Origin of the sequence: Trichocoleus sp. FACHB-40, from assembly GCF_014695915.1 — a bacterium.
Classification (GTDB): domain Bacteria; phylum Cyanobacteriota; class Cyanobacteriia; order Cyanobacteriales; family FACHB-T130; genus Funiculus; species Funiculus sociatus.
Map to the genome: position 1 here is coordinate 1 of NZ_JACJPF010000031.1, position 26,729 is coordinate 26,729.

Annotated in this window: 23 protein-coding genes, 1 tRNA gene and 1 pseudogene; 11 read left to right on the forward strand and 14 right to left on the reverse strand. The window is 46.7% G+C overall.

Annotated features, from left to right (window positions below; translation table 11 throughout):
- Nucleotides 1-286: 286 nt before the first annotated feature.
- The 3 genes from H6F63_RS02805 to H6F63_RS02815 form a co-directional block, all read right to left on the reverse strand.
- Nucleotides 287-439 carry a hypothetical protein gene (locus H6F63_RS02805; protein ID WP_190634719.1) on the reverse strand — a complete coding sequence of 51 codons (153 nt, stop codon included), beginning with the start codon at nucleotides 437-439 and terminating at the stop codon, nucleotides 287-289.
- A gap of 1 nt (nucleotide 440) precedes the next feature.
- Nucleotides 441-1,034 carry a MarC family protein gene (locus H6F63_RS02810; RefSeq protein WP_190459569.1) on the reverse strand — a complete coding sequence of 198 codons (594 nt, stop codon included), beginning with the start codon at nucleotides 1,032-1,034 and terminating at the stop codon, nucleotides 441-443.
- Between the two features lie 344 nt (nucleotides 1,035-1,378).
- On the reverse strand, nucleotides 1,379-1,591 hold the full coding sequence (locus tag H6F63_RS02815) for a hypothetical protein (protein ID WP_190417640.1): 213 nt from the start codon (nucleotides 1,589-1,591) through the stop codon (nucleotides 1,379-1,381).
- A 261-nt stretch (nucleotides 1,592-1,852) separates the two neighbouring features.
- Here H6F63_RS02815 and H6F63_RS02820 point away from each other — a divergent pair, with 261 nt between their 5' ends.
- A complete protein-coding gene (locus tag H6F63_RS02820) occupies nucleotides 1,853-2,665 on the forward strand; it encodes a carbon-nitrogen hydrolase family protein (protein WP_190634721.1) in 813 nt (270 codons plus the stop codon).
- A 398-nt stretch (nucleotides 2,666-3,063) separates the two neighbouring features.
- Here the strand turns inward: H6F63_RS02820 and fba are convergent, their stop codons facing one another.
- The 3 genes from fba to H6F63_RS02835 all read right to left on the reverse strand — a co-directional run bounded on the left by fba (nucleotide 3,064) and on the right by H6F63_RS02835 (nucleotide 5,380).
- Nucleotides 3,064-4,143, reverse strand: coding sequence for a class II fructose-bisphosphate aldolase (gene fba, locus H6F63_RS02825; protein ID WP_190445046.1), 1,080 nt, complete (start codon nucleotides 4,141-4,143; stop codon nucleotides 3,064-3,066).
- A 228-nt stretch (nucleotides 4,144-4,371) separates the two neighbouring features.
- A tRNA-Lys gene (locus H6F63_RS02830) sits at nucleotides 4,372-4,443 on the reverse strand.
- A 67-nt stretch (nucleotides 4,444-4,510) separates the two neighbouring features.
- Entirely contained in the window at nucleotides 4,511-5,380 is an 870-nt protein-coding gene (locus tag H6F63_RS02835) for an aldose epimerase (RefSeq protein ID WP_190634883.1), read from the reverse strand.
- Between the two features lie 347 nt (nucleotides 5,381-5,727).
- Here H6F63_RS02835 and H6F63_RS02840 point away from each other — a divergent pair, with 347 nt between their 5' ends.
- Both H6F63_RS02840 and H6F63_RS02845 read left to right on the forward strand, forming a co-directional pair.
- Entirely contained in the window at nucleotides 5,728-5,970 is a 243-nt protein-coding gene (locus H6F63_RS02840; protein ID WP_190445044.1) for a hypothetical protein, read from the forward strand.
- An 830-nt stretch (nucleotides 5,971-6,800) separates the two neighbouring features.
- Nucleotides 6,801-7,112 carry a DUF6679 family protein gene (locus tag H6F63_RS02845; protein ID WP_190417754.1) on the forward strand — a complete coding sequence of 104 codons (312 nt, stop codon included), beginning with the start codon at nucleotides 6,801-6,803 and terminating at the stop codon, nucleotides 7,110-7,112.
- 94 nt (nucleotides 7,113-7,206) lie between these two features.
- Here the strand turns inward: H6F63_RS02845 and H6F63_RS02850 are convergent, their stop codons facing one another.
- Nucleotides 7,207-8,886, reverse strand: a complete 1,680-nt coding sequence (locus tag H6F63_RS02850) for an MBL fold metallo-hydrolase (protein WP_190634723.1) — start codon at nucleotides 8,884-8,886, stop codon at nucleotides 7,207-7,209.
- Nucleotides 8,887-9,123: 237 nt separating this feature from the next.
- On the opposite strand from H6F63_RS02850, the gene H6F63_RS02855 reads away from it, so the two are divergent.
- The gene (locus H6F63_RS02855) at nucleotides 9,124-9,720 is read left to right on the forward strand and encodes a DNA-3-methyladenine glycosylase (RefSeq protein WP_190634724.1); all 597 of its coding nucleotides are present in this window, start codon (nucleotides 9,124-9,126) and stop codon (nucleotides 9,718-9,720) included.
- On the opposite strand, the gene H6F63_RS02860 is transcribed toward H6F63_RS02855, so the two are convergent.
- A complete protein-coding gene (locus tag H6F63_RS02860) occupies nucleotides 9,717-10,235 on the reverse strand; it encodes a hypothetical protein (protein ID WP_190445040.1) in 519 nt (172 codons plus the stop codon). The genes H6F63_RS02855 and H6F63_RS02860 overlap by 4 nt on opposite strands.
- Before the next feature lie 232 nt (nucleotides 10,236-10,467).
- On the opposite strand from H6F63_RS02860, the gene mgtE reads away from it, so the two are divergent.
- The 3 genes from mgtE (at nucleotide 10,468) to H6F63_RS02875 (ending at nucleotide 13,525) form a co-directional block, all read left to right on the forward strand.
- On the forward strand, nucleotides 10,468-11,820 hold the full coding sequence (gene mgtE / locus H6F63_RS02865) for a magnesium transporter (protein ID WP_190634726.1): 1,353 nt from the start codon (nucleotides 10,468-10,470) through the stop codon (nucleotides 11,818-11,820).
- Between the two features lie 75 nt (nucleotides 11,821-11,895).
- Nucleotides 11,896-12,924 carry an aspartate carbamoyltransferase catalytic subunit gene (locus tag H6F63_RS02870; protein ID WP_190634728.1) on the forward strand — a complete coding sequence of 343 codons (1,029 nt, stop codon included), beginning with the start codon at nucleotides 11,896-11,898 and terminating at the stop codon, nucleotides 12,922-12,924.
- Between the two features lie 106 nt (nucleotides 12,925-13,030).
- The gene (locus tag H6F63_RS02875) at nucleotides 13,031-13,525 is read left to right on the forward strand and encodes a molybdenum cofactor biosynthesis protein MoaE (RefSeq protein ID WP_190634730.1); all 495 of its coding nucleotides are present in this window, start codon (nucleotides 13,031-13,033) and stop codon (nucleotides 13,523-13,525) included.
- 633 nt (nucleotides 13,526-14,158) lie between these two features.
- On the opposite strand, the gene H6F63_RS02880 is transcribed toward H6F63_RS02875, so the two are convergent.
- From H6F63_RS02880 to ruvC, 3 genes are all read right to left on the reverse strand, one after another.
- Nucleotides 14,159-14,806: an SH3 domain-containing protein gene (locus H6F63_RS02880; RefSeq protein ID WP_190634733.1), complete on the reverse strand. Its 648-nt coding sequence runs from the start codon at nucleotides 14,804-14,806 to the stop codon at nucleotides 14,159-14,161.
- 631 nt (nucleotides 14,807-15,437) lie between these two features.
- Nucleotides 15,438-16,388 (reverse strand): trypsin-like peptidase domain-containing protein, encoded by a 951-nt coding sequence (locus tag H6F63_RS02885; RefSeq protein ID WP_190634735.1) that lies wholly within the window; start codon nucleotides 16,386-16,388, stop codon nucleotides 15,438-15,440.
- A gap of 103 nt (nucleotides 16,389-16,491) precedes the next feature.
- Entirely contained in the window at nucleotides 16,492-17,022 is a 531-nt protein-coding gene (ruvC, locus tag H6F63_RS02890) for a crossover junction endodeoxyribonuclease RuvC (RefSeq protein ID WP_190634736.1), read from the reverse strand.
- Between the two features lie 375 nt (nucleotides 17,023-17,397).
- Here ruvC and H6F63_RS02895 point away from each other — a divergent pair, with 375 nt between their 5' ends.
- Both H6F63_RS02895 and tsaE read left to right on the forward strand, forming a co-directional pair.
- Nucleotides 17,398-18,801 carry a gluconeogenesis factor YvcK family protein gene (locus H6F63_RS02895; protein ID WP_190417663.1) on the forward strand — a complete coding sequence of 468 codons (1,404 nt, stop codon included), beginning with the start codon at nucleotides 17,398-17,400 and terminating at the stop codon, nucleotides 18,799-18,801.
- Between the two features lie 3 nt (nucleotides 18,802-18,804).
- The gene (tsaE, locus tag H6F63_RS02900; protein ID WP_190634738.1) at nucleotides 18,805-19,260 is read left to right on the forward strand and encodes a tRNA (adenosine(37)-N6)-threonylcarbamoyltransferase complex ATPase subunit type 1 TsaE; all 456 of its coding nucleotides are present in this window, start codon (nucleotides 18,805-18,807) and stop codon (nucleotides 19,258-19,260) included.
- Between the two features lie 191 nt (nucleotides 19,261-19,451).
- Here tsaE and H6F63_RS30855 read toward each other — a convergent pair.
- Nucleotides 19,452-20,778: pseudogene (locus H6F63_RS30855) on the reverse strand (dihydroorotase).
- A 251-nt stretch (nucleotides 20,779-21,029) separates the two neighbouring features.
- Between H6F63_RS30855 and lepB the strand changes: the two are divergent.
- A complete protein-coding gene (lepB, locus tag H6F63_RS02910) occupies nucleotides 21,030-21,626 on the forward strand; it encodes a signal peptidase I (RefSeq protein WP_190417667.1) in 597 nt (198 codons plus the stop codon).
- Between the two features lie 171 nt (nucleotides 21,627-21,797).
- Here lepB and H6F63_RS02915 read toward each other — a convergent pair whose 3' ends face one another.
- Together H6F63_RS02915 and H6F63_RS02920 are read right to left on the reverse strand one after the other, a co-directional pair.
- Entirely contained in the window at nucleotides 21,798-23,060 is a 1,263-nt protein-coding gene (locus H6F63_RS02915; protein WP_190634740.1) for a dihydroorotase, read from the reverse strand.
- A 431-nt stretch (nucleotides 23,061-23,491) separates the two neighbouring features.
- On the reverse strand, nucleotides 23,492-24,835 hold the full coding sequence (locus H6F63_RS02920; RefSeq protein ID WP_190634884.1) for a histidine phosphatase family protein: 1,344 nt from the start codon (nucleotides 24,833-24,835) through the stop codon (nucleotides 23,492-23,494).
- A 242-nt stretch (nucleotides 24,836-25,077) separates the two neighbouring features.
- Between H6F63_RS02920 and H6F63_RS02925 the strand changes: the two genes are divergently transcribed.
- A complete protein-coding gene (locus H6F63_RS02925; protein ID WP_190634742.1) occupies nucleotides 25,078-26,592 on the forward strand; it encodes a CPBP family glutamic-type intramembrane protease in 1,515 nt (504 codons plus the stop codon).
- Nucleotides 26,593-26,729: the final 137 nt, after the last annotated feature.

Sequence of the window (26,729 nt, forward strand, 5' to 3'; positions counted from 1 at the left end):
CTTAATATTTTAAAAAATTATAGCATTTAATATGAGACGAGCTTTAAAAATTGATTTCAATTGAAGATTATGCCAATTGTCAAAGTAACCCCTTGCCGAGGCAAGTGAATAACCACCACAAAGTCTAAAAATGGAATTATTTTTAGTTTATATATTTACCCTTTCACTACATATTTACCACCACCGAAATGCTAAAGCCCTTACATGGAGAATGCGATCGCCCTCTCTTCCTCTGCGTTTCTGGCGTTTATAAAAACGCGATCCCCCGTAAGAAATGCTAAAGCTCTTACATGGAGAATGCGATCGCCCTCTGTCCCTCTGCATCTCTGCTGCTTATGAAAACGCGATCCCCCGTAAGAAATGCTAAAGCCCCTACATCGAGAATGCGATCGCCCTCTGTTCCTCTGCCTCTCTGCCGTTTATAAAAACGCGATCGCATCTTACGTTAGAAACAATTCCCGAATTCCAGCACTGCCAATTTCCACCGCCAGTGCTGCTAGAAGAAAACCTAGAAGTTTAGTAATGATAACTGCCCCTTCTGGCCCGATCAAGTGGTCTACGCGAGCAGACAGACGCACAATAAACCAAGTCACGAGCATAGCAGACACAATACCTACCACCACGCTCAGATGAGCATCAGGAGACTCAGACATCAATAGCATCACCGCAGTCAGCGTTCCTGGCCCCGCCAAAAGAGGAAAAGCCAACGGAGTAATCGCCACATCCCGCGTTTCATCAACGACGGGTGTATCCAGTTCTCCCTGGAGCATTTGTAGGGCAATTAACAGCAACAACAGGCCTCCAGCTACCCGCAAAGACCCCATGCTGATTTCTAAATATTTTAGAATCCATTTACCGCCAAAGGCAAATAGCAGCAGCACGCCCGTTGCCACAATACTTGCGCGGTTCACCACATTGTCTCTTTGCTCTGATTCCATGCCCTTAGTCAGGACTAGAAATATCGGTGCATTGCCCAAAGCATCTGCCAAGACAAACACAGCAACAAAGGTTTTGACCAGAACAGAGATATCCACGATTGAAGTTTACGAAATGTTTCCTCAACCGTAATGCGATCGCTGTAAAATTTCCCCATTCCGAAGGTCGATCTAAAACTAACAAGTCAGCAGCCCCCAGCCCTGACTAGCGATCGCCTGTGTCTGATTTTTTTACTTTATCCGCCCTGGATCTTCTTTCGCATCCCAGCGCGTCTACCTGCGGTTATATTTCTCTAATCTTTTCCTGAAGAAGCAGCCCAAACAATCGCTTACCTCATCTCACAGAAGCGATCGCCCTGTTCTTCTCTCTTCCTGTCGCGCCTTGGAGCCTTTCTCTAACACGCCATCACTGGTCATTCTGGTGTGCGATCGCTACCCGCCAGTCATACCAACGCCGCAAGACGCTTCGAGTGCAGTAATTCCCGCGACTCTTGCCGTACCCTACCTTCCATCGCCTCTTTCTGTAACGTAATAAAAGCTGTAAAGTCCTCGAAATCGTACTTTGTCTGTAAAAGTTGACGTAGCTGATCTTCTGCTTCCACGGTTAGATACCCAGTCGCTAAAGCTTGTTGAACAATTTTACGGATTAGACTCATAGTTATTCCCATCAGAACACGCGAATTTCCTATACAGCATTTTAACTGAAGACCAACCTTGCTTAAGTTTTGTTTCGCTTTTCCGGATAGATAAACCATATATCTATCCAAAGGAGTAGGCTAAATATCTATATCTAAAAGCTAGATTGTCTGAACTATCACCTTATTACTGGCCACAGAGGCGGCAAAGTAATAACATATGTTTTTATGTTCCCAACATCACCAGCGTTTAGGCTGATTTAACTAATCCACGAGAGCCACATGAAGTCCTATCTTGCCGCCGCCATACAAATGACTAGCTTGCCAGACCTGGAAAAAAACCTGGTACAGGCAGAAGAACTGATCGATCTTGCCGTGCGGCAGGGTGCCGAGTTAGTGAGCTTGCCAGAAAACTTTTCCTTCCTGGGAAAAGAGGAAGATAAGATTGCTCTTGGGGATGCGATCGCCACAAAGAGCGAAAAATTCCTCAAAACAATGGCACAGCGCTTCCAAATTACCATCTTAGGGGGCGGGTTTCCGGTTCCGGTTGACAGCCACAAAGTTTACAACACCGCCCTGCTCATCGATCCTTCAGGGCAAGAACTCGCCCGTTACGAAAAAGTGCATCTATTTGATGTTAACTTGCCCGACGGCAACACCTACCGAGAATCTAGCACAGTTATGGCTGGCACTCGCATACCGCCAGTTTATCCCTCAAAGCACTTAGGTAATTTAGGACTCTCGGTGTGCTACGATGTCCGGTTTCCGGAACTTTATCGGCACTTGGCGCAGATGGGAGCGGACATTTTCTTTGTCCCAGCGGCCTTCACCGCCTACACTGGCGCGTACCACTGGCAAGTATTACTCCAAGCCAGAGCAATTGAAAACACCTGCTACATTATCGCCCCAGCCCAGACTGGGCAACACTATGCCTTGCGGCAGACTCACGGACACGCGATGATTATTGATCCTTGGGGCGTTATTTTAGCGGATGCAGGGGATGCGCCGGGGGTAGCGATCGCAGAAATCAACCCCTCTCGCCTCGAACAAGTCCGCCGTCAGATGCCCTCACTGCAACATCGGGTTTTCATGTAACTTCCCCTTAACAATACTGGCGATATGCGAATAAAGCTGCTTGCCGCCAGTATTGTTGAATGGAAAAAGTCCCGCGAAGTGTTAACACCCACACTTTGCACCTTACTTACCAGGCTTTTTTGGCTTAGTAGTATTTTGGGTGCTAGTATTTTTCGGGGCGCTTCCCTGCCGTCTTGCGGGCTTGCCAATGTTAGAAGGTTGAAACTTTTTATTAGTAGCCATAAAAATAACAAACTCTTGAAAAACAACGATATGCAGTTCTACAAGGTTGCTCTGGTTGGTTCCTGAAAGTTTGCCAAGCTACTCTTTTGATATACAAAAACGGGTAGCTAAAAAGCTACCCGCCAAGGAAAATTTTCTATTTTAGATTGGCGATTAAGCCAAAATCCAAAATTTGCTTAGACAGTCAAAGCCTTCTTGGTGACAGCGCTCAACTCGCCTTTAGCATACTTAGCAGCGAAATCATCCAAAGACACCTGCTTAATCTTGGTGCCTTGACCAGCTGCGCCAAATTGCTGATAGCGATCGCCACAAACCTTCTGCATATACTTGATAGAAGGCTTGAGGAAGTGGCGGGGGTCAAACTCCTTAGTATCTTTGGCAAGAGCTTCGCGCACTGCTGCTGTGATAGCCAAGCGGTTATCAGTGTCGATGTTAACTTTCCGAACACCGCTCTTGATACCCTTTTGAATTTCTTCTACAGGTACACCGTAGGTTTCTGGAATTGTACCGCCATACTGGTTAATCAGAGCCAGTAGGTCTTCCGGCACAGAGGAGGAACCATGCATCACTAGGTGCGTGTTTGGCAGACGGCTGTGGATTTCTTCAATCCGGCTGATAGCCAGGATTTCCCCAGTCGGCTTGCGGGTAAACTTGTAAGCACCGTGGCTGGTACCAATAGCAACCGCCAAAGCATCTACTTGAGTTTGTTCCACAAAGGCAACAGCTTCGTCTGGGTCAGTCAGCAGCTGGTCGTGAGAGAGAACTCCTTCCGCACCGTGACCATCTTCTTTGTCACCCATGCCAGTTTCCAGAGAACCCAGGCAACCCAGTTCGCCTTCGACGCTAACGCCGATGGAGTGTGCAACTTCTACCACTTTCCGGGTGACTTCGACGTTGTACTCGAAGCTGGCTGGAGTCTTAGCATCTGCTTCTAAGGAGCCATCCATCATGACGCTGGTAAAACCGTGGCTCATGGCAGAGTAGCAGGTAGATGGTGAATTCCCATGATCTTGGTGCATGGCAATGGGGATGTGGGGGTAAGTTTCCACTGCCGCTAAAATCAGATGGCGCAGAAAGTTTTCTCCAGCATACTTGCGAGCGCCGCGAGAGGCTTGCAAAATCACGGGACTATTTGTTTCATGGGCAGCCTGCATAATTGCCTGGATCTGCTCCATGTTATTTACGTTATAAGCAGGGATGCCGTAATCGTTTTCGGCCGCGTGATCCAACATCAGCCGCATTGGTACGAGCGCCATAATATATGATCCTCCTAGTTAGTGGTCGTCAAGTTAATTTGTTCTAGACGAGCGAAATTATTACGATAATCTTAAGATAGTTTACCAGTCTCTAGGGAATTATCTAAGTCAATTCATAGATTATCCCTAACTACAGCAACTATAAACTCGTTTTATATACCAAGCGCGAGAAAGTAGAAAATTATTTTTTCTGCCTTTTGTCTTTTTCTATTTGTTTTTATATTTATATGGGTCGCCCGGGATTCGAACCCGGAACTATTCGGTTAAAAGCCGAGTACTCTACCGTTGAGTTAGCGACCCGAAGAAATTTGTGTTTTTCGCACCGTTCATAACGATAACACGAATTACTAGAAATGCAAAACTTTTTTCAGACAAAATTTATGGCTAAGCGCACAAGTGTCTCCAAACTGGCTCCTGGTTCCAGGTGAATTAGTTGCTCACCAGTATTTAGGGCATTGCGGGCCGCACTCCAAGGTTCTATGCAGTAAAAATCTTTGCCTTTGACCGTCCAAAAGACAAAGGTGGAATAGTTGTTGTCCCAGTTGAGGGTCAGCTGTAAGTGACGAGCGCGATCGCTAACTGTGGCAGAATTCCCGCTAAGCTGTCGAAAAGCAACATCAATTTCATCAGAGTCTAAGTCAAAGGCACCATTAAACGAATGGGTTTGCTGAGTGCGCTGATCCAGGTATTCGGTACCGGGGATTTCAAAGCTTAGTTGAGTCTTTTCCGGTGTCCAGAAGTAAGGATGCAAACCTGTGGAAAAGGGCATCACTGTCCCTGAGTGATTGGTGTAGCGCTGTTGAATTTCTAGCGTATTGCCCAACAGAACGTAGGTGAAGGCGAGTTGAAAGTCAAAAGGGTAAACGGCGCGTGTGGAGTCGTTGCTGTTTAGGACAAGGGTAAGGCTTGCTTTGTCTTGAGTCTCTTGGTCGGTAACTTCCCAAGGTTGTTCGCGGGCAAAGCCATGTTGCTTTAGATGGTATGACTGACCGTTAATAGTGTATGTATTTTCGGGTAAATTCCCGCAAATCGGGAAGAGAATCGGAATCCCACCTCTGACACTCAAGTCTGGATCGGCAAACCGCTCTGCATCTAGGTAGAGGATTTCCTGACCTTTGAGACGTAGGCTGGTGATAATACCGCCTCGTTCGGGAACAACCTCTAGGTAAGATTGGGCGGCTTGGTCTGAGAGGACATAGGTTTTGTATTGCTGCTGCTTAATGGCGATCTCAAACACCTGTTTTGTTTCCCCACTTATCGGGTGATCAGCTACCAGTCTCAAACTTTAACAAACTTTTATACCCATCCTCATTAAGTTTATGCCTTTTTAACAGTTGTTCTTCTAAGCTGTCATTAAGGGATGGGTAACATATTTTACTTCGGTTAAAAGCTAGAGTCTCCATGCACAAATTAGCAAGAGCGAACAGTCAATCAGCCAACCCTCAAATAGTTTGCCTTAGCTGTGACCCAAATCACAGGTGAATACCGCCTAAAATCACACTTAATGACCGATTTCAATCAATATCCACGTTTGAAAAGTATTAGATACTAAGAATACACACTCGAAGGATGCACGCCTACATCATGATTCGCACACTTGTACAATCGGCTTTCCAAACAGGTTGTCTCAGCGTTGCTTCAGAAGGATTGATTCGCCAGGTGCTGGTGAACAAATGCTACCAGTCATCCGATTTAGAAGCTCTTCATTCCCTTTATGAGGCAGTGAATGCAGGTCAGATCAAAAGAGAGGCGGGCGCGGGTGTGGCAATGGTATCTTTAGGAGTCCTGGCTTTCAGGCCCTTAGCAGAGGGCTGCAAAGCGTCCTGATTAATTCATTGAGGGATGCCGCAATACCGGAAAGCTACATATATTGATATATTCATAAAAATTTCCCCGTTCTAGCCGCCGACTTTGCCCAAGAATTATTAGAATGATTAATAAGAACTACCAATTGCAGCTTAGATGCACTTCGTGGAAAAAACGCGAGTAGTAATGTCAAAATTGATGGCTGCCGCAGCTTGACTTGTTTCCCGTCGGTGCTTTTCTCATCAGTAACCTTCCATCTACTCTACTCAAAGCGCTTGTGTGAGACCCGCAACTATTGTCATTCAAGTTTTTCTAGTCAGCCAATGACCTTGAATGAAGATGGAAGCGAGCTTTTAAGAGAAGCAACTTGGCGTCTACGAGCTTGTAGCTGGGGAGTATTGTGAAATTACCATCTTAAATACCACAGGATTCAAGCTAAACTTTGAGATTAAATCGGTAACATCATTTAGAACCCTCACCTTGAATTTTTGTCCTTACCCTCAATTCCCACATTTTCCTAGAAATCGGCGCCGGGCAGACCAAAAGGCATCCTCGCCAGCCCAAAAACTGGATTTCCAGCCTGAACCTGGAAAGGAAATCCCACCTGCGAGATTTTGGAGAGCGAGTTGGAGGAAAAATTCTTTTTCCCTCTCCCTGTCGGGGAAAAATCCCTATCCTCAAATTCGCTTCAAGATTCGAGAATTTGGGGAAAAGTGGGTAAAGATGAAAAGTGGAACTTGCCAGAAGTGGGGCAGTCAAATCGTATCAAGTTGGAAAGAAGTTGTGTATCCAAAAATTGGTTCACAGGTTTCTTACGGATTAAAAACTTATCAGCTCAGGAGAAGCAACCCATGCTACACCGCAAGATTTATCAACTCTGTTGCGATGGTCGTGAGGTCTGTATTTTCTTGCGGGACCAACAACGCTGGATAGAACGCGCTCGCATTCTTGACATTGAAGGAGATTTAGTAACACTCCGGTATGAAACTGAAGAAGAAGATGAAGTTTGTTCTTGGGAAGAAATGGTTCGCCTGGAAAGCATCGGTGCTGTAACTCAGAAGTTGGCTTCAGTACCGCGAGGAAATGTTGAACCTCTTGTATCTGACGATTGCCCAGAAGCTGAGCAAATTCGTCCGAGTTTCCCAGACTCGAATCCAGACTAAACAGTTAAAAAGGCAAAATTCAAAGTTTTGCCTTTTTAACTATGCAACTCGAAGCCACTACCATAATCGGTACTCGGATTTGGTGGTGGTTACTTCACTCTTCAAGACTTTCTAAGTCGGTATCAGAGGGTGTAGCGTTGGGATGCGCCGTTTCAAAAACTGGACAGTATCCCTCTGGTGTGACTTTAAAACCATAGAGGGGCGAGTCCTGATTCCAACAGCGTTGTCCCCGTTGGTGCAGGCAATTGCCGCAGCATTCAATACTCAGCGGAACTTTGGCATTGCTGCTCTGACTAAGTAGTTCCCGTTGGGACAAGCCGCGCAATACGAGTTCTTCACCCTGCCATCGGGCTTCTACTAAACCAGTGTCAGAAAAGTTAGTAAAGCGGGGGTCTAGAGCGATCGCTTCTGGTAAAGTAATTGTGACCACGGCTCCCAATTCCGACAGTTCCCCTTCATAGCTGGTTTCTGGTGCCGCAGGTTGCACAAACGTCTCGCCTATCGGGAGTTCTACCAACGTTCCCGCGCCTGGAGAATGCAAGTGGTAGCGGTTGTGTAACTCCTCCAAACCAGTTAAATCAGCCAAATAAGTCGGGGAGCCGTGAACAAAAATTACGTGCTGCGGACGGAGATTGTGGATTAACTGGGTGGTTCCCAAACCATCCGAATGCTGTGCCAGTAAATAGTCCTGAGCAATCAGTGCTTCGCCGCCAGTAGTGAGGCTGTAGGGATATGGCATTGCCATGTTCCTACGTTGCTGAGGTTGTAATAATACCCAAGGCCCGGTGCCTGGTTGACAGTATTCCCTTAAATCGTGACTTTCATCGGTGAGGACGATACAGGGAGACTTACCAATCGAGGAACGCTGTTCTGAAGGCAACCGGCGCACACGAGGACGCACCCGCTCATCCCAAAATAAAGATTGATGTCGGGCAAAATTTTGTACTGATGATGGGAGAGAGGGTAGCAGTTCCAGATAGGCATCGCAGCCAGCTGCAACGTTGCCATCTACCCAAATGTCTAAATTTTGACCAGTGAATAGGTGGTGACTCCGCAACAGCATTAGGAGTTCTTGCCCTAGCCCTAAAGTCGGGACAGGCATTAAGACAGATTTCGCCCCAGCGATCGCTTGATTAATTCGCTCTGCAAGGTTGTTTTCTTGGTTTCGTCGGTGGGGATGCCGTGCTGTGCCATAACTGCCTTCCACAATTAGCACATCAGGCTCTAAGCCGCGCAAAGCTTCCAAGGGCAACCCTTCCACCAGCCGGGAATTGGAGAGAAAGAAGTCACCTGTGTAAAGTAGCGAGTAGGTGCGTTGTGGAGCAGTGTAGGTGAGCAATATTGCCGCAGCGCCTGGTAAATGCCCGGCTGGGAACAATTCCGCCGCTAGTCCGGTTTGGAATTCCACAGGCGATCGCATCGGCAAAGCCTGACACAATTGCGGAATATCCTTAATATCTACCTCTGGCCAATTCAGCGGCAGTAGTTGGGTTGTCACCTCACTGGCGTAAATTGGCAACTGTGGGAAAGCCTGACGTAACGCCAGTAACCCACGAGCGTGATCCGAGTGTGCATGGCTGCACAGCACCAAATCTACTGGAGGATTTCCTGCTTTCAAAAGCGGCGAAATATCCGCCAAACCACAGTCTAAAAGAACGCGGTATTGGCCCAACCGCACCAGCAAACATACCCCTTCGTCGCTATGACCAACGCCATAGGGCAAATAGGCTAGATCATCGTAGCCGTGAGATGATGCCGGGGGAGCTTGACTCATTATTCGATTGATATTTGCAATTTAGAATTGTGGATTCCGACTCAATCCAAATCGGTTTAAAATCCAAAATTAATTAGTGGGCAGAACCGTTTCCATGATAGTTGTCTGAATCGTAGAATCCATTCTTAGTGCCAAAGAACAGGCACGATACAGTAAAAAGAACTGTTAATGCCACTAAAACCAGCTTGACATCCATTTGTTTTTATTTCCCCTAAGGTGTAATTAAGTATATTTACGATGAATTGTATCAAAAATAATCAAATTGTAGAACTTTGCTGGCTAGAACGTCCATCCACGGAAGTTGCACCCGACCTAATTGGCTGTTCGCTGGTACGGCAAATGGCAGACGGAGAAATTATCCGGGGGTTAATAGTGGAAACTGAAGCTTACGGGGAAAACGATCCAGCGTGTCATGCCTATCGGCGGCGAACTGGGCGAAACTCGGTGATGTTTGGGGAGGCGGGACGAACTTATGTTTATTTAATCTATGGGATGTATCATTGCCTCAACGTTGTGACAGACCGGGACGGCGTTCCTAGTGCAGTATTAATTCGGGCTTTGCAGCTAGAGTCAGTACCCAGATGGATAAATGAGCGCGACCGAGTAAAACCATCACGAATTGCCGCGGGGCCAGGTAAACTCTGTCGCGCCCTGCAAATTGACAGCACTCTCAATGCACAAGTTATACAACCCGGCCAACCTCTGTGGTTAGAACATCGCTCCTCAGAATTTACACCCGAAATCGTCCAGACGACCCGGATTGGTTTAACTCAGGGGATTGATTTGCCTTGGCGGTGGTATCTGGGAAACTGTCCGGCTGTTTCCAAACTCTAGAGATAAATTTCCTGTCCTTGGTCTGTGAAGCGGACATCTTTAATCTTCCACGCTTGATTACTAATCAGCGTTTTTCGCAAACTGCCAAAAAGAGCGAATTGTTCGCAAGTTGACAAAGAGACAAACTTCCGTTCTTGATTGGGTGCGAGTCGCAAATCAACAGTAGCAACGCCACTTTTTTGATTAACCTTGACGCGATACCCAGCTAAATTAAAGTCGGCTGTGTCTCTTTCTTCCAAAACTTTACCAACCGCTGCTGCTACTGAATTTTTATCTGAGACAGCTACTTTTTCTGGCACTAATTCCTGACACTGATTATCCGGTTGGTAGATGGTGACAGTGACAGTGTTTTTTGAGGTGGCGGTATTAGTTGTGCTAGCAGCAGTATTGGAAATTGTTGTTGGATTAACTGCATTCTCAGTTTTGGGATCAGCGGGAGTAGTAGTACAACTACTTAGGTTGAGGACAATTACCCCAGTTAAAAGCGGGACGATAGATTTTTTTATAAGTTGCATAATTTTTGAAACCTATATTTGGTATTTGGATAGATTGGTGCGATCGCGCCAATTGTGAAATGCACCTTGAGGGGATAGCATATATTTACTGGCATTGCTTAGCGATATCAGTGTAGATTTCTGCGGAATTTATGGACCGAAGTCCATTAGGTGACAGTAGTAAACTCCTCTAGCGTCTGGTGGGCGATCTAGTCTTTGCCAGCGCGTGGGGAGACTAGGAATAGGAGGAAGAATGCTCACTCAAGAAGGACGTGTTGCACTGGCGGATATTGGCGACTTAAATCAGCTAAAGTCGGAATTGAATGGTTTGCCAGCGGTAGATGTGGGGGATTACATTGTAGAATTGCCTCCAGAAAAGCGGGCGCTCGCATTCCGATTACTGAAGAAAGATCCGGCTATTGATGTATTTGAATATCTGCCGCCAGAGGTGCAGGAAGAATTAATTAATTCGCTGCATGACAACCAGGTGGTGCAAATTGTCGAGGCGATGCGCCCTGATGACCGGGCAGAATTGTTTGATGAGTTGCCAGCTGGAGTCGTAAGGCGGCTGTTGCAGCAACTCAGCTCGTCGGAACGGCAAGCAACAGCGAGAATTCTGGGTTATCCAGAAGGTACTGCTGGGCGTGTGATGACTACGGAATATGTATGGTTGAGGGAAGGCTTAACGGTGGGAGAAGCCTTAAGCAAAATCCGTCTGAGTGACGAAGATAAGGAAACAATTTATTACGCTTACGTCACGGACAACAACCGCAAACTGGTTCGGGTGGTGTCTTTGCGGCAGCTGTTATTTTCAATTCCCGATGCCCTTATCCGTGATATTGCCAGCGATCGCGTTGTCAAAGCTACTACGGAAACGCCCCAGGAAGAAGTCGCGCAACTAATGAAGCGTTACGACTTGATCGCAGTACCTGTAGTTGACCGCGAAGACCGATTGGTGGGGATTATCACCATTGACGACGTGGTGGACATTCTAGAGGAGGAAGCAACTGAAGACATTCAGAAACTTGCCGGGGTGAGTGGTGGCGATGAAGCCGCTTTGTCGCCTCCTCACGTTACGCTTCGCAAGCGACTGCCGTGGTTGTTGGCTAATATTGGTTTGTATATTGGTGCGGCGAGTGCGATCGCGCCCTTCCAAGGTGTAATTTCTGTTGTGCCAGTTCTTGCGGTTATCATGCCGATTTTGTCTAACACCAGTGGCAATGTCGCCATTCAAGCTTTATCAGTGACAGTACGCGGACTCGGTGTAGGTGAAGTGACACCAGAAGATACCTTAAAAATTCTCCGCAAGGAAATCTTAGCAGGGTTGGGTACGGCTTTAGCTTTAAGTTTTGCCCTTGGCATCCTTTCGTTAATTTGGTCGCCGCCAAATGACCGATGGGTGGCTTTAGTTGCAGCAATGGTGATGGCTGTTAATGTTATCGTAGCCGCGACTTTGGGAACTTTGCTGCCAATGGGTTTGAAGCGGGTTAACCTCGATCCAGCTCTAATTAGCGGCCCGTTATTAACTACAATGCTGGATGCAGTGGGATTTTTGACCTTCTTATCGCTGATATCGGTTGCTTTGAAGGTAGTAGCCCACAATTAAAAATGTAAAATTAAAAATTAAAAATGAAAGAACATATCTTGATTTTTTAATTTTTAATTTTTAATTATTTTTCTGATGCCTACTACCAATTGGACTCGTCACCACATTCTTTCCTTGGCAGATTTCACGCCAGATGAATACGATACTGTGTTGCAAACTGCTGCCAGTTTTCAAGAGGTGCTTTCGCGACGCACGAAGAAAGTACCAACGCTACAAGGTCAGGTAGTCGCTAATTTGTTTTTTGAATCTTCTACCCGTACTCGCAGTAGTTTCGAACTGGCAGCAAAGCGCCTCTCTGCTGATACGCTGAATTTTGCAGCAGCAACGTCTTCTTTGACGAAGGGCGAGACAATTCTGGATACGGCAAAAACCTATCTGGCAATGGGTGCGGATATGATGGTGATTCGCCATCGGGAGGCGGGAGTGCCGCAAGCGATCGCCTTGGAAATGGATCGTTTGCGATCGCGGGTAGGTGTCCTCAATGCTGGTGATGGTCAGCACGAACACCCTTCCCAAGCACTCTTAGACTTGTTTACAATCTGCACTCTTTTAGACCCAGACCACCCGCGACTCGAACTCCTCAAAGACAAAAAAATTGTCATTGTCGGCGATATTCTCCACTCGCGGGTAGCCAGATCGAATATCTGGAGTTTGACAGCGACAGGCGCAGAGGTTCATCTAGCTGGGCCACCCACTCTTTTACCCCAGCTTTTTGCCGCCTACGGTAGCGAGATTCAGGGAGAGGAAACTCCCCAATCCCCAATCCCCAATCCCCAAAGAAAGCTATTTCTCCACTGGGATTTAGAACCAGCTTTACAAAATGCCGATTTTGTGATGACGTTGCGGCTGCAAAAGGAACGTATGACTCAGCATTTGCTGCCCAGTCTGCGAGAATACCATCAACGGTATGGGATAACACGCGATCGCCTGAAACTCTGCAAACAGGACGTTAAAGTGCTGCATCCAGGGCCAGTTAATCGTGGCGTGGAAATTAGTTCTGACCTGATGGACGACCCCCAGTTCAGTTTAATCTCCCAGCAGGTGACGAGCGGCGTTGCCGTTCGCATGGCACTACTGTACCTGATGGGCAGCGGCAAATCTTAATCTGTGGGTCAGCATCTTGCCATCCCCTCACTGTTTATATTTTCATGGGCTTAGGGCGCTGGATCGATCACAATAGATCCAGTTCCTTGCTCAGGATTTCAACTTGATGAATGGTGTCACCAGTCTTTTAAACACTCCCACTCAACACCACAAAGGAGATAACTTTGCCATCTCCTTTGCTCCCTTGTCACTGGAAGAAGTTTATGCCCTAGCAGATGACCCAGGTAACGGTGCAATTGTGGTGATGAGTGGAATGGTTCGCAATCAAACCGATGGTAAACCAGTAGTTGCCTTGGAGTATCAAGCTTATGAGCCGATGGCTTTACAAATCTTTATACAAATTGCCGCTGATATCCGCCAAACATGGCAAGATGTCAATCGGGTTGTAATTCACCATCGCATCGGACGCTTAGAAATTGGTCAAATCAGCGTGCTGGTAGCTGTGGGTTGTCCTCACCGTTCGGAAGCCTTTGAAGCCTGCCAATATGCGATTGATACCCTGAAGCACAACGCTCCAATTTGGAAAAAGGAACATTGGGCGGATGGTTCTAGCAGTTGGGTGAGTATTGGTGCCTGCGAAACTCAACAAGAGGGTTGCTAAGTCGCTAATTGGCATTTGTTGCAAAACTTTAAGTTTTTAGGTGTCGTAGATTGCAGTTTGTAACTATTGCTTTATCTCCGGAAAATTATCCTTTAGACTGAGTTGCAATTCATAAATTTGAGATAAGCAGGGTTAGATAAATGCCAAATCTGCACTGGCACGATTATTTACTTTTCGCTTCTTTAGTTGCTAGTATTGCCGGACTTTTTTTACTATCTGATGGCGACTCAACTCAAGCTTCGGAGCTTGAGACAAGTGAGCAAATGCTGTTATCAATGAGCTTTTCTTACTGGATAGTGCACTGCGTCATGGTAGGCATCCTGAAGCTTTGGCATCCTGAGTGGGAAATCTTATCAATTAATTTGAGGTTGACGGCTGCTTTTTCTTACTTGTTGACCTTTTCTTGCATACTGTCTCTCCCGCTACATAGAATGTCAGTACGTCAAGTAGAGTAATGTCAAGTTGGGATTTTGAATCAATTCAAAGTATTAGGTTGTTGAGCGTGATTAACGCATCCTATAAATAGAAGGAAACAGCCACTCAATTGAATCTTGTCAAAAAAATCACCCCATTTCCAAGAAACTTGGTAAAAATATGGGGTGATTTTAACTTAAATGAGTTTAGGCTAAGATACTACGGACAACGGCCGACATTCAATGAGTTTGAACTAGGATAGCCGTAAGAAATCCATCCGGCAACCGGGGCGGTAATTTGTACCCAAGCACGGCGATCGCTATCGTAAGTTAAGTCTGGAGGACTCTTTACGAGAGTAACGCGATCGCCAAGTCTGATTCCACCAACTCTGGTGCCAGTTTTGTTGGGGCCACTACGGATAGCCAAACCCTCACTTCCTCTGTACGTAACTACGCGACAGAGGCTGGAAGGTTGAGCAGGGGGAGGATTGTTTGCTCCAGTGCAGGGTTTAAGGTATTGTGCCTGTATGTAACCGGTAGCAGGTGCATTGATCGCGATCCAACCAGCACTACCATTATCTGCCAGAGTCACGGCTTCGTTGGGAGCTAAGGTTCTAATCGTTTGACTGGTGGTTGAACGCTGTGCGTAGACAAAAATCCGCTGATTAACGGCGCGGCACTGTCCCACAAGTCCCTGTGCTAGTAGTAACTCGCCCTGAGGCCGAATAGAATTTGGTTGTGATTCTTGAATAGAGCTATCTGTGGTGCTGTTAGTGACCGCAATGGCGGAGACATTCAAGCCCCCCACAGTGGTTAATCCGACAGCAAGCAGGGCAACAGGCATTGCCCAGTGGCTCTTTGTTTTCATACGCTACACTCCTCATCTCACCAAAACGTTTGTGTTAGAAGCTTCCACATCGAAAAGCATCCCCGCAGTCGAGACTTGTTTTTCATAATGGTTGACTGATTAGCTGGCGCATCTCTATCAACCCGTCCCTACATCACTAAGCAATAGGATAGTTAAGTTTGCGGAAGCTTCTTAGTCAAATAGCATACAGAAAAATTAGTGTTAAATACATGAAAAAGGGGAATATTGTCAAGCAGTGCGCGGGAAGTGAAGTTATTGGGTAGACTCGTGTGGGGCAGGCAAGATGCCCCTCATCGCAAGCCCATACTTCAAGGGCTACCTTTTTCTAACTTAACCAAGTGCAAGGGGAAGATATATAAACTCCCCTCGCCTAATCGGGAAGCAGGGTGGTTCATATAATCGAAGAGAATATCGAAAATTGCGACATTTTGTAGGGGCATGGCAGTGCCTATGCCCCTAGCGCCAACCAGAATCAACTTTACAGAATTTTCTTTTAATAAATGAAACCACCCTGCCCTTCTAATCAGGAAGGGAGGCGAGGGGAGTTAGGTTTATCTTATAGGGGCAAGTATGACATTGAAAGTGGGCAGGCAAGATGCCCGCCCGATCAAAGAAACATTTTTTCCCAACTTCAAAAATTCACCCGGACATCAGCCAAACGGCGATTCCGTCCCACCGTGAGAATTGCCGAAGCGGGACGACGAGCTAAGAAAGTTTGCAAGTCTTGAACTCCCCTGAGACGACGACCATTAACAGCAATGATTCTGTCTCCGGGTCTGATTCCGATATTCGCAGCTGGCGATCCTGGCTGTACCCCCACAACTACCAGTGTCCCTGTATCTACAGTCACACCCAAGCCACGAGTTGAAGGCAAAGAGGGACTTTGCGCGGTAGTAATGGGGGGAGCGGTTCGGTTACGGTTTTGTTGAATAAAATTTCTGGCAACTGTCGCACTGGTAGCGAACCCAATCCCCGTATTGCCTCCGCCACCGGGACTGAGAATGGCTTTGTTTACACCGATGAGTTCGCCCCGCGAGTTGAGCAAAGGGCCTCCGGAATTGCCCGGATTAAGTGCTGCATCTGTTTGTAAGTCGCCATTACGGCCAACACGGCTTAAAATACCTGTTGTCAAAGTTCCGGACAATCCAAAGGGGCTGCCAATAGCAAAGACGCGCTGACCGACTTGAATGCTTGCCGGATTGGACAGCTTTACACTGGGGAAGCGATCGCTCGTATTTAATCTTACTAGCGCTAAGTCATTCGCTCGGTCAGTAGCAATTACTTGCCCGGTATAGCGCTTGCCTGTAGTGGTATTGACGCTCACCACACCGCCTCTGGCGCTGCGAATAACGTGATCGTTAGTTAAAACCAGTCCTTCTGGACTAACAATAGTCCCAGAACCGGAACCTCTTCCGGTACTTATGGTAACTACCGCCGGACTGGCAGTGCGATAAACATCAATGCTAGTTTGTTCTTCACCTTGAGCTTGGGCAAGAATCGTGGGAACGGGAACACTGCTCACGGCAGGCGTATTGAGCAAACAAAGGGAAGCAGCACACAACAACCAGCGCTCAGGTTTCATGACACTCAAAGGTAAGTAGCCGAATTTAAGAGGGATGACTCAATAAGACTGATGACGCAAATCCGCTGAGCGTGTTTCCTTTGTACGGATGTGTAGATTGCGGCTACTGCCCATACCACGCTGTCAGCGCCACCGCAAGGGCATCTGCGGCATCGTCTGGCTTGGGAATATAGTCTAAATTTAATTCCCGCGCTACGGCTTGCTGCACTTCCGACTTATCAGCATTACCCATGCCAGTTAGCCCCTGCTTAATCTGTGCTGGCGTAAATTCAACATAGGGGATACCATGCTGCGCTAACACTAACACCATTATCCCCCGCGCTTGAGCCACCAAAATTGTGTTCCCCATCCGATAGAAGAACAATTTCTCAATCGCCACCAAATCGGGTTCCCACTGATCGAGCAGAGTGTGCAAATCGTCGTAAATTGTGCGGAGTCGTTCTCCCATCTCCGTTTTGGCGGAGGTTTGGATAACGCCAAAATCCAGCAATGTTGCTACTTCTGGCGCGGTTTTTACCGGGCGCTTGGCAGCAGGAAGATTCGCCACAGTTAAGCAGTCAGGTGGTTTACAGAGAATTACGCCAAATCCTAATGTGGCAAGTCCAGGGTCTAATCCTAAAATTCGCTTTTCCATTTAGCCAAGTTTACGGGATAAACCAAGCGAGCTGCCGCCTAAAATGGCGACTCAAGCTGACTTCTGATGCAATGTTTATATTAGCTCCCTCTAATTCCTGATTTTGCTGCTGAACGTCGCAAGCGTATCATAAGCTCAGTTAAAAATTTGGAGACAAACTTTATTAGTTTCGTATGTCACATCCCAAGAAGCTGCAAAAAATGTATTCTGATGGGCAAAGGCTCCCTGTTGCTCTTTATAAGTGGCAACTTAGACACAAGTGTGCCAGTCCAATCAATTCGTAGAAGCGATTTATGGGAGCGTTCCTATTTCAGTAATTTTGCGCCCTTTCTCGTTAAAGTCGAATCTTGCCTTCGTGTTCCCCAGGAATCAGCAATGTCAAACGCTATTTTTAAACAAGCCTTACGCACCCTGAGACAAGAGTCGCATATCCCCTGGGGTTTGAACTCCAGAACTCCCCATCGAGTCAATAGCTGGTTTAAATGGTTGGCTCCCGGATTGTTGGTAAAACGTTGGTTGGTGATTAGTGCGGGTGGTGTGCTACTAACCACTTTGGGTTTGGCAATTTGGGTGAAGCTGACGCCGATTTTTTGGTTGATTCAGTTCATTGGGGAGCTACTGGAAACGATTACTACCATCCTTCCTAACTATGTGTCTGGCCCTATTGCGATCGCTTTCGGCGTGTTTTTGATTTTTTTGGGGCAAACTCGCTCTATGGGAGCGATTACCTCAGTGCTGAAGCCCTCATCAGATGAACAACTGATTGATGTGCTGCTAGCTCATCGCAAACTGAACCGAGGTCCAAAAATTGTCGCAATTGGCGGCGGTACGGGGCTTTCTACTCTGCTTAGAGGATTGAAGCATTACAGTGCCAACATTACCGCTATTGTCACTGTGGCAGATGATGGCGGCTCTAGCGGTCGTCTGCGGCGGGAAATTGGGGTGCTACCTCCTGGGGATATTCGCAACTGTATAGCAGCTTTGGCAGACCAGGAGAAGTTATTAACAGAACTGTTTCAATACCGCTTTAAGGCTGGGGATGGTTTAGTAGGTCACAGTTTTGGTAACTTGTTCTTAACGGCGATGAGCGATATTACTGGGGATTTGGAGAGAGCGATCGCTGCTAGTTCCCAAGTTTTAGCTGTGCGGGGACGGGTGCTACCAGCAACATTGAGTGATGTTCGTCTCTGGGCAGAATTAGAAGATGGGCGGCGGATTGAGGGAGAATCAAGCATCACGGAAGCGGGGGGTAAAATTAAGAAAATTGGTTGTATTCCCAGCAATCCCCCAGCCTTACCCAAAGCTTTACAGGCAATTCATGAAGCTGATTATATTATCATTGGCCCTGGTAGCCTTTATACCAGCGTGATCCCGAATTTGTTAGTACCGGAAATTGCCGCAGCGATCGCCCAAAAACAAGTTCCGATCATCTACGTCTGTAACATTATGACCCAGCCAGGGGAAACCCAAAGCTACACTGTCTCAGACCACATCCGCGCCATTGACGCTGCTTGCGGTCAACAATTATTTAACGCCGTCCTGGTACATAAAAAAGTTCCCTCTGCTCATACTCTGATTCGATATGCTCAGGAAAGTTCTCATCCGGTTTTTTTAGACAGAGAAGCTGTAGGAGAGTTGGGACGACGAATTGTTCTGGCGAATGTGATGGATGAGGATGAAGAAACAGGTTATGTAAGGCACGATCCTCAACGTCTAGCTAGGATTTTGCTGAGGTGGTATAGTCGCGCTCAAGGGATAGAGTTAGGAGTTGGAAGTTAGGAATTGCAAGTAATTTCTCTACTAGATGCAACAGCGACGCGATCGCTGGGTGTAAATCTTGGGCGATCGCTAAGTGCTGGGAGTACGATTTTGCTAGAAGGAGACTTGGGTGCTGGCAAAACTACTCTTGTTCAAGGCATTGGTGAAGGATTGGGCATTATCGATCCAATTGTTAGTCCCACCTTCACCTTAATTAACGAGTATCGGGAAGGACGCATTCCTCTGTATCACCTTGACTTATACCGCTTAGAACCTACCGAAGTGACAGTGTTAAACTTGGAAACTTATTGGGAAGGCATTGAAGTCCCTTTGGGAATTGTCGCCATTGAATGGGCGGAACGTTTGCAGTATAAACCATTAAACTTCTTGAGCATCCACTTAACTTATTCCGCTGATAACGGCCGCCAAGCTGAACTTGTCCCAGCAGGTGCATTTAATTTTGGGTCATTAAAGATTTAAACGCTCTAGGTAGCAAAGGTACACGCAAACAACTCTGCCTACCTTTGCGTTTAAATCTTACCCTTTAAAAAGTTACACGGTAGGCATTATGCTCACCATGTCAACTCTTGTTGTATTATTATTTAACTATAATTACAAGAGCTTGTCAAGCAGTTTTTGCGAAAAAGATTGACTAATTTAAAAGTTAGAAATTAGCAAAAAGATAAAGCTTGACCGCGGACTTCTGTATTAAGTTTTCCTCGGTCGTAAACAACCTGACCGCCGACAATAGTCACAACAGTCCATCCAGTGAGGTTCCAGCCTTCAAAGGGACTCCAACCACATTTAGTAAGTAAGTCCACGCGCAAAACAGGGCGGTAATTGTTCAAATCAACAAGGATTAAATCGGCATCATAACCAGGAGCGATCGCGCTTTTTTTTGGAATATTATAAGCTTGGGCTACAGCCGCAGACATCCAGTTAGAAACTTGGGCAACACTACAACGTCCCTGCATAGCAGAAGTTAACATCAGCGGTAGAGATGTTTCAACACCTGGCATTCCCGAAGGAGTATTGGGGTAGACTTGAGCTTTTTCTTCCAAAGTGTGGGGAGCATGATCGGTAGCGATAAAATCAATTACACCATCGAGAAGAGCTTGCCAGCGAACTTCGTTGTCATGAAGCGATCGCAAAGGCGGATTCATCTGCGCCAGCGTACCAATTTTTTCATAAGCGCTAGTGTTTAGCAGCAAATGTTGCGGCGTTACTTCCGCAGTCACCCAACTCGGTTTATCCTGACGCAGTAACTGGGCTTCCTCATCTGTGGACATATGCAAAATATGTAACCGTCGCTGGTATTTTTTAGAAAGATTTAACGATAGTTGAGTAGCATTAAGGGCAGCTTGATTATCCTCAATTTGGGAATGAATTGCCGGATCGTTGATCCCGGCAAATTCCTGACGACGTTAATTAATTCGGGCTTAATCTTCAGCGTGAACCGCAATTAAGCGATCGCCTTGTGCAAAAATGGACTCCAGCGCCGTATCCTGATCTACCAACAACTGACCGTGCATCGATCCCATAAAAATTTTAATTCCAGCAGTCGGATGCGCCTCTATAAATATCCGGCAAAATTTCCGCCGTTGCCCCAATAAAAAAGCCATAATTAACTAAGCACTTTTCTTTCGCCCGCAGCAGCTTGTCATCCAAAGCCGCCTGCGTAGTTGTCAGAGGGCGAGTATTAGGCATCTCCAGAAACGACGTTATCCCTCCCTTGGCACAAGCGCAACTCGCAGTAAACAAGTCTTCTTTGTGTTCCAACCCTGGTTCTCGGAAGTGTACCTGCGGATCAATAACTCCCGGCAACAAAGTCAGACCCGAACCGTCTATTTCTTTACCAGAGTCATCTTTTGGGATTTCTGACGTAACCTGGACAATTTCCCCGCCACGAGTTTCGACATCCCCAATGAAAAACTCACCATTGGGCAGAAGAATATTAGCGTTGCGGATAAACAGAGAAGAAGCAGAGGAGCATAGCAATCGGTGGTTTATGCAATCGTCAAGTGAGCGCGAAAAGTGTATGCTGTGCTTAGACTTTACCGCAATAAGGCGTTTTTTTTAACTGGGGCCAAGACAATTATGGTAAACACGCCAGCCAAATATTTTTAATGATGGCAGGATGTATTTAGGCAAAATTTAGACAAAATATAGGTAGAAACATTGTTTCCCTTGATATAAATCATTAGATGGGTAATCCGTTATATCCCTTTGCTTTGAGTGATTAACCGTTTATGACTGACGTGCAGAATCAAGAACCAGACAGCAAAACCCAACAACAAGTTGAAAATCCCTTTATAGAGGGAATTAAAACGATTGGGCTTAGCGCCATTTTAGCCTTTGGAATTCGCTCTTTTGTAGCGGAAGCACGCTACATCCCTTCGGGATCGATGCTACCAACGCTACAAATCAATGACCGTCTGATTATAGACAAGGTTAGTTACAAGTTTACCTCTCCAGAACGGGGAGACATTGTAGTATTTAATCCCACCGAAGCCTTAGAAAAGCAAAATTTCCACGATGCCTTCATTAAGCGGGTGATTGGTATACCGGGAGACAAGGTAGAGGTGAAAGGGGGGCGGGTTTATGTCAACGATCAAGCCTTGCGGGAAAAATATATCGACGAACAGCCTAATTACCGCTATGGCCCAGTGACGGTGCCACCTAACGCTTATTTGGTACTTGGTGATAATCGCAACAACAGCTACGATAGCCATTACTGGGGTTTTGTCCCCCGCGACAAGATAATTGGTCGGGCGATAGTACGTTTCTGGCCTTTGAATCGCGCCGGAGAAGTGGATCAGTCTCCAGTTGATTCCTCAGATAAGTGAAAGGGCTGATGGCTAATGGCAAGAAAAGCCCTGAACTAAAGTTTGGGCTAATAACTAAAGTCATCTAAAGATGACTGGGTAAATGTTTCAACCCGTTAAAACGGGTTTAAGTTTTAAGCCTAAAATTTATTTAAGGCTTTTGCCAGTCGGATGGCTAATTGTTCATTTATATTAGCCGGGACTCCAATTTTGGACGACGCGGCCCTGTAACTGTTGACCTAGCCAGGGAGTGTTGAGTGAGAGGGATTTGAGGTTTTGTCTCTCGACTGTCCAAGTTAGTTGGGGGTCAAATAAAATAATTTCAGCGAGTTGACCAGCTGCGATCGCAGCTGGTTTTTGTTGTAAACACTGGGCGGGACGGGTACTCAAAACCCGCCACAGTTCCAAAGAACTCCAGTCGCCATTCTCAACCAGGGTGTGCCAAAGTAGCGGCAAAGCTAACTCTAAACCAATCGCGCCCGGTGGTGCTTCAGCGAAGGCGACGGTTTTTTCTTCGTAAGTATAGGGAGTGTGGTCAATAGCGATCGCATCAAGTACCCCACTCCGCACACCCTCAATTAATGCTGCTTGGTCAGATGGGTTCCCCAGAGGCGGTTCCAGGCGTAAAGAAGGATCGTAACTCCCCACATCCTCAGCATTTAGCAGCAAGTGCATCCAAGTGGTACTCGCCGTTATTGGCAAACCCCGCGCCTTAGCATCCTGAATTAGCTTAACGCTGCGGCCGGTAGAAACGCGCATGATGTGGACTTTCGTGCCAGTGGATTCTACCACTTCCAACAAAGCAGCCAGAGCAGATGTTTCCGCGATCGCGGGATTTCCTGGCAAACCAAAACGAATTGAAGCCGCACCTTCTCGCATCACCCCATTGGTAGAAAGATGGCGATCGCAAGCCCACAAAGCCACTGGTTTTCCTAGAGGCTGAAGATATTCCAAAATTCTTCGCAGCAGCGCCAAATTCGATATCGGCTTACCATCAGCAAAACCCACCACCCCAGCCGCTGCAAGTTCTGCCAACTCTGTCATTTGCTGGCCTTGCACGCCCAAAGTTAAAGCACCCCAAAATCCAATTTTGGATTTTGGATTTCGGATTGTGGATTGTTGAAGATAGGATAAACCAGCTGGGTTGTCCATAGCTGGCAAGGTATCCGGCAAAATTGTCAACCGGGTAAAGCCTCCAGCCGCCCCTGCGGAAACAAGCGTTACTAAGGTTTCCCGTTCTTCAAACCCAGGTTCACCGGAGTGGCTGTATAAATCCACGAGTCCTGGCCCTAGCACCAATCCACGACAATCCCGCACCGATGTTTCTGCGGGATTTGCAGAAATTTCAGTTTCGACTGCTTTTATATAACCATCAGCAATCAAAACGTCGGCAATCTGGTCAGTTCCAGAAACAGGATCTATTACCCTTACTTGTTGAAGTAGTTCACTATTCATATATAAGTACCGAGGGCTAAGGACTGAGGACGTTGTTAATTCTGTTTGTTCTCAGCCCTCAGTCCTGAACTTCTCAGCCGTTTACAAAGCACATCTTGCACCAGTTGCAATAAACCGCCAGAGATTTTTCTGGCTAATAGCGAAAGTTTTCTTAAGACAAATGGCATTGACTTATGCCCTGAACTAAAGTAACAGGCTCAAAGCTCACAACCCGTTTTAAAGAGTTGAAAGACTTATTCAGTAAGCTTTAGCTTACTTTAGCTTTAAGCGGGAAATTTATTTCCTGGCTCAATTAAGCGCCATTCCTCTTAAGACGACTTAAGTCTTACCAGATAAAGATTTCAGTCTATTTTAATAGACTTTCGCTATTAGCCAGAAAATTTATTTCTAGGCTAGCTTTGAGGCTTATTGAGAATAGTGCAAGATGTTAGTTACAACGCACCAGCAGCCGTTTTATCCAGAACACCTCCTCCTAAGTGAGTTGTGATATTCATCGCTTGCAGCACTGGCATACCATCTGGGCCTTGGGGATAATCAATTACGGTGACTGCCCCATTACCCTGCTTAATGCTCCAGAAATTTTCTGGCTTTAAACCTAAAATGTGACAAAGCAAGACTTTGTTAGTGGCATCGTGAGCCACCACTAAACCAGTTTTAGGCTGATCTCCAGAATAAGATGCGATCGCCATTTGCCAAGCGGCTACGCTGCGTTCCCATACCTGCTGCAAATTTTCTCCCTCTGGCATCTGCACGGTCTGGGGGTAATCTCGCCACTGTTCCAACATACCTGGGTACGTTAGCTCAATTTCTTCCTCAAATTTCCCTTCCCACAGCCCGTGACTGATTTCCGCCAAAGGTGGCTGTAGTTCAATCTGGACATGGGGATGATATTTGAGAATAATTTCCGCTGTTTCCTTGGGACGCAGCAGTGGACTACTAACAGCAAAGTCGATTTGCACATCTTTGAGAAATTCGGCCGCTTTTCCGGCTTGTTCTCGCCCATTGTCGTTAAGCGGGACATCAATTTGTCCCTGAAAGCGTTTCTGACGATTCCACTCAGTTTCCCCGTGGCGTACCAGCAACAAACGTAACCCCTTATGTCCCGGACGAAAACTGGGCAGAGTTTCGCCCACATGAGCAGTCAAATTCATCGACTCTAATTGAGCAGGTTTGTCCCAGCCATCAGCAAAATTTAGTACGCTGATGCCACAGTTCGACTGCTGAATCGAATGGTAACGCTCAGGGGACATAGCGATCGCATTCGCAATCAAAGCTCTATTGATGCCGTTATGCCCCACCAATAAAATAGTTCCCCCAGCGTGGCGTGGGAGAATTTCCTGCCAAAACTGTCGCGCTTGCTCGTAAAGAGATAAAACTGGAAAATGTTCCCTCACGCCCTCCGCTTCCTGTATCATCATTCGCAGTTCGTGGGGACGTTCCTGCCAGCAGCGATAATCTTCGGAAAATTTCTCCTTCACCTCAGAAGAAAGCATTTTCTCCCAAGCAGGCAAATCGATTTCCATCAGCTTATCTGACGCTTGTAAGGGCGCAGGTGTCGCCAAACAGGATACGATTACCTCTGCTGTCTGTTTTGCTCTTTGTAAGGGACTGGTATAGATTGCATCAAATTTTATGCCACCTAGAGCAGCACCAAGTTGACCAGCAGTGACACGACCTTTTTCGGTCAAAATTGATTCATCACAGCGGCCCTGAATTCTACGCTCAGTGTTATAGCTGCTCTGACCATGACGCACGAGAATGACACGAGTATTCAGGGTAATATCCTCCGCGAATCGATTGTAGATTTTAGATTTTAGACACCCCCCTTGATAAGGGGGTAGGGGGGATCGGATGCAAGGATTTCTCGTTTTTGGGCTGCTGCCTGAGAACGAGTTGAGCAAGGCTGCTGCCTGAATCCGTGAACAAAAAAGGTTCAGGAGAATTTTAACCTGTTCGGGACACGTCGCTAAGATATTCTCCAGAGGCGACACGATACTAAATGTTTATAGGAGAACGCATGACAATTAAGCGGTTGATTTTGGGGTTGCTGACAATTTTGGCTATTGTTCAAGTTGCCCTGTCCTTGCAAGGCAGCTGGAGTCAGCCTCAGATTCAAAGTCGTCTGGAATTGTACCAAACGAATCTGTTGCTGCACGCAACCGAGTGGCAGCCGGAAAATTCCGGTGGCTCAAATTTGACGACCGCCCGTAACGCCATTCTGGGTGACGAACCCTTAAAAGCTGCCCAAAAGCAGTATCAGGATGCACTTTCGGAGGATAAAAATACTCTCCAAAAGCTCCAAGGGCAACTCAAAAAGCTGCAAGTTGAAGCTGAGACAGCTCCAAATAAATTGGATCAGCAGCAATTACTTTTGTCAATAGACAAGTTAAAAAAGGTGATTGATGAGCTGTACTTGCGAGTGGGAATCTTACAGGTGCCAGGAGAAACGGATGCAGCGATCGCAACCTGGAAAGAGACGAGTGAGCGATCGCCCTCTCAAACGGCTAATGTATTAATCGGGCTTTGGAGCAATCCCCCGCGCCTGTTGCCAGATGCCCAGGAGCAAATTGAACAGCATTTAGACGGTTGGTTCCGCTATCGCGCTTTAAGCAAGCTGTACGAATTACAGGAGCGAACAGAGGCGCTTTCGACTCTCAAAGCACAAGAACAGGAAATAGCCGAACAAGCAGTTTTTAAATTAGCAATGGTCGCTACGGTGCCGCTTTTCGGGGTAATTGTCGGCATAGGATTGCTGATTTTTCTGTTAGCTGGACGATTGATTAAGGGAAAAGAATCCCTTCTGGCTCACAATGGCGATGTTAAATGGACAACACCCTGGAATGGGGAAACTATCTGGCAAGTGTTTGTTGTCGGCTTTTTCTTTATCGGTCAATTTCTGCTGCCGATCTTTTTCACCTTACTGCCGCTAAACCGAGCCAGCTTCGATAGTCGGACGCAAGCCTTGTTTGTTCTAGCTACTTACCTATTTTTGGCAATTCCGTGTCTTTTAGTGTTGTATTTCTCCATAAAACCATTTTTTCCCCTGCCTGAAGGTTGGTTTCGGATTGATTGGCGGGGAAACTGGATTTTGTGGGGATTGGGAGGCTACTTGGTAGCGCTACCGCTGGTGATTATAGTGTCGCTAATTAACCAAAAACTCTGGCAGGGACAAGGCGGGAGTAATCCGATTCTCCCAATTGCCCTAGAGGGAAGGGATAGCGTAGCACTGACGATATTTTTCATGACGGCGGCTGTGGCGGCACCCCTATTTGAGGAATTTTTGTTTCGCGGGTTTCTGTTGCCGTCTTTGACTCGTTACTTGCCAGTGTGGGGCGCGATCGCTGTCTCTAGCTTACTATTTGCTGTTGTTCACCTCCACCTCTCAGAAATCTTGCCTTTGGCGACTTTGGGGTTTGTGCTGGGTATAGTTTACACGCGATCGCGCAACCTCCTCGCCCCCATGCTCCTCCACTCTCTCTGGAATAGCGCCACCCTCGTGAGTCTCTTCATCTTAGGCAGTGGCTCTACGTGATGCTTCGTGCTTTATCTGCGCTGGGGGAATCGTTGACCCAAGCAGGGGCAACTAACTTAAAAAAAATTTACAATTTTTGCGCCAAGACGCGGACTTTCGCCTAACCTCAAAATAGAGGCGCTAGATTAATCTGGCAC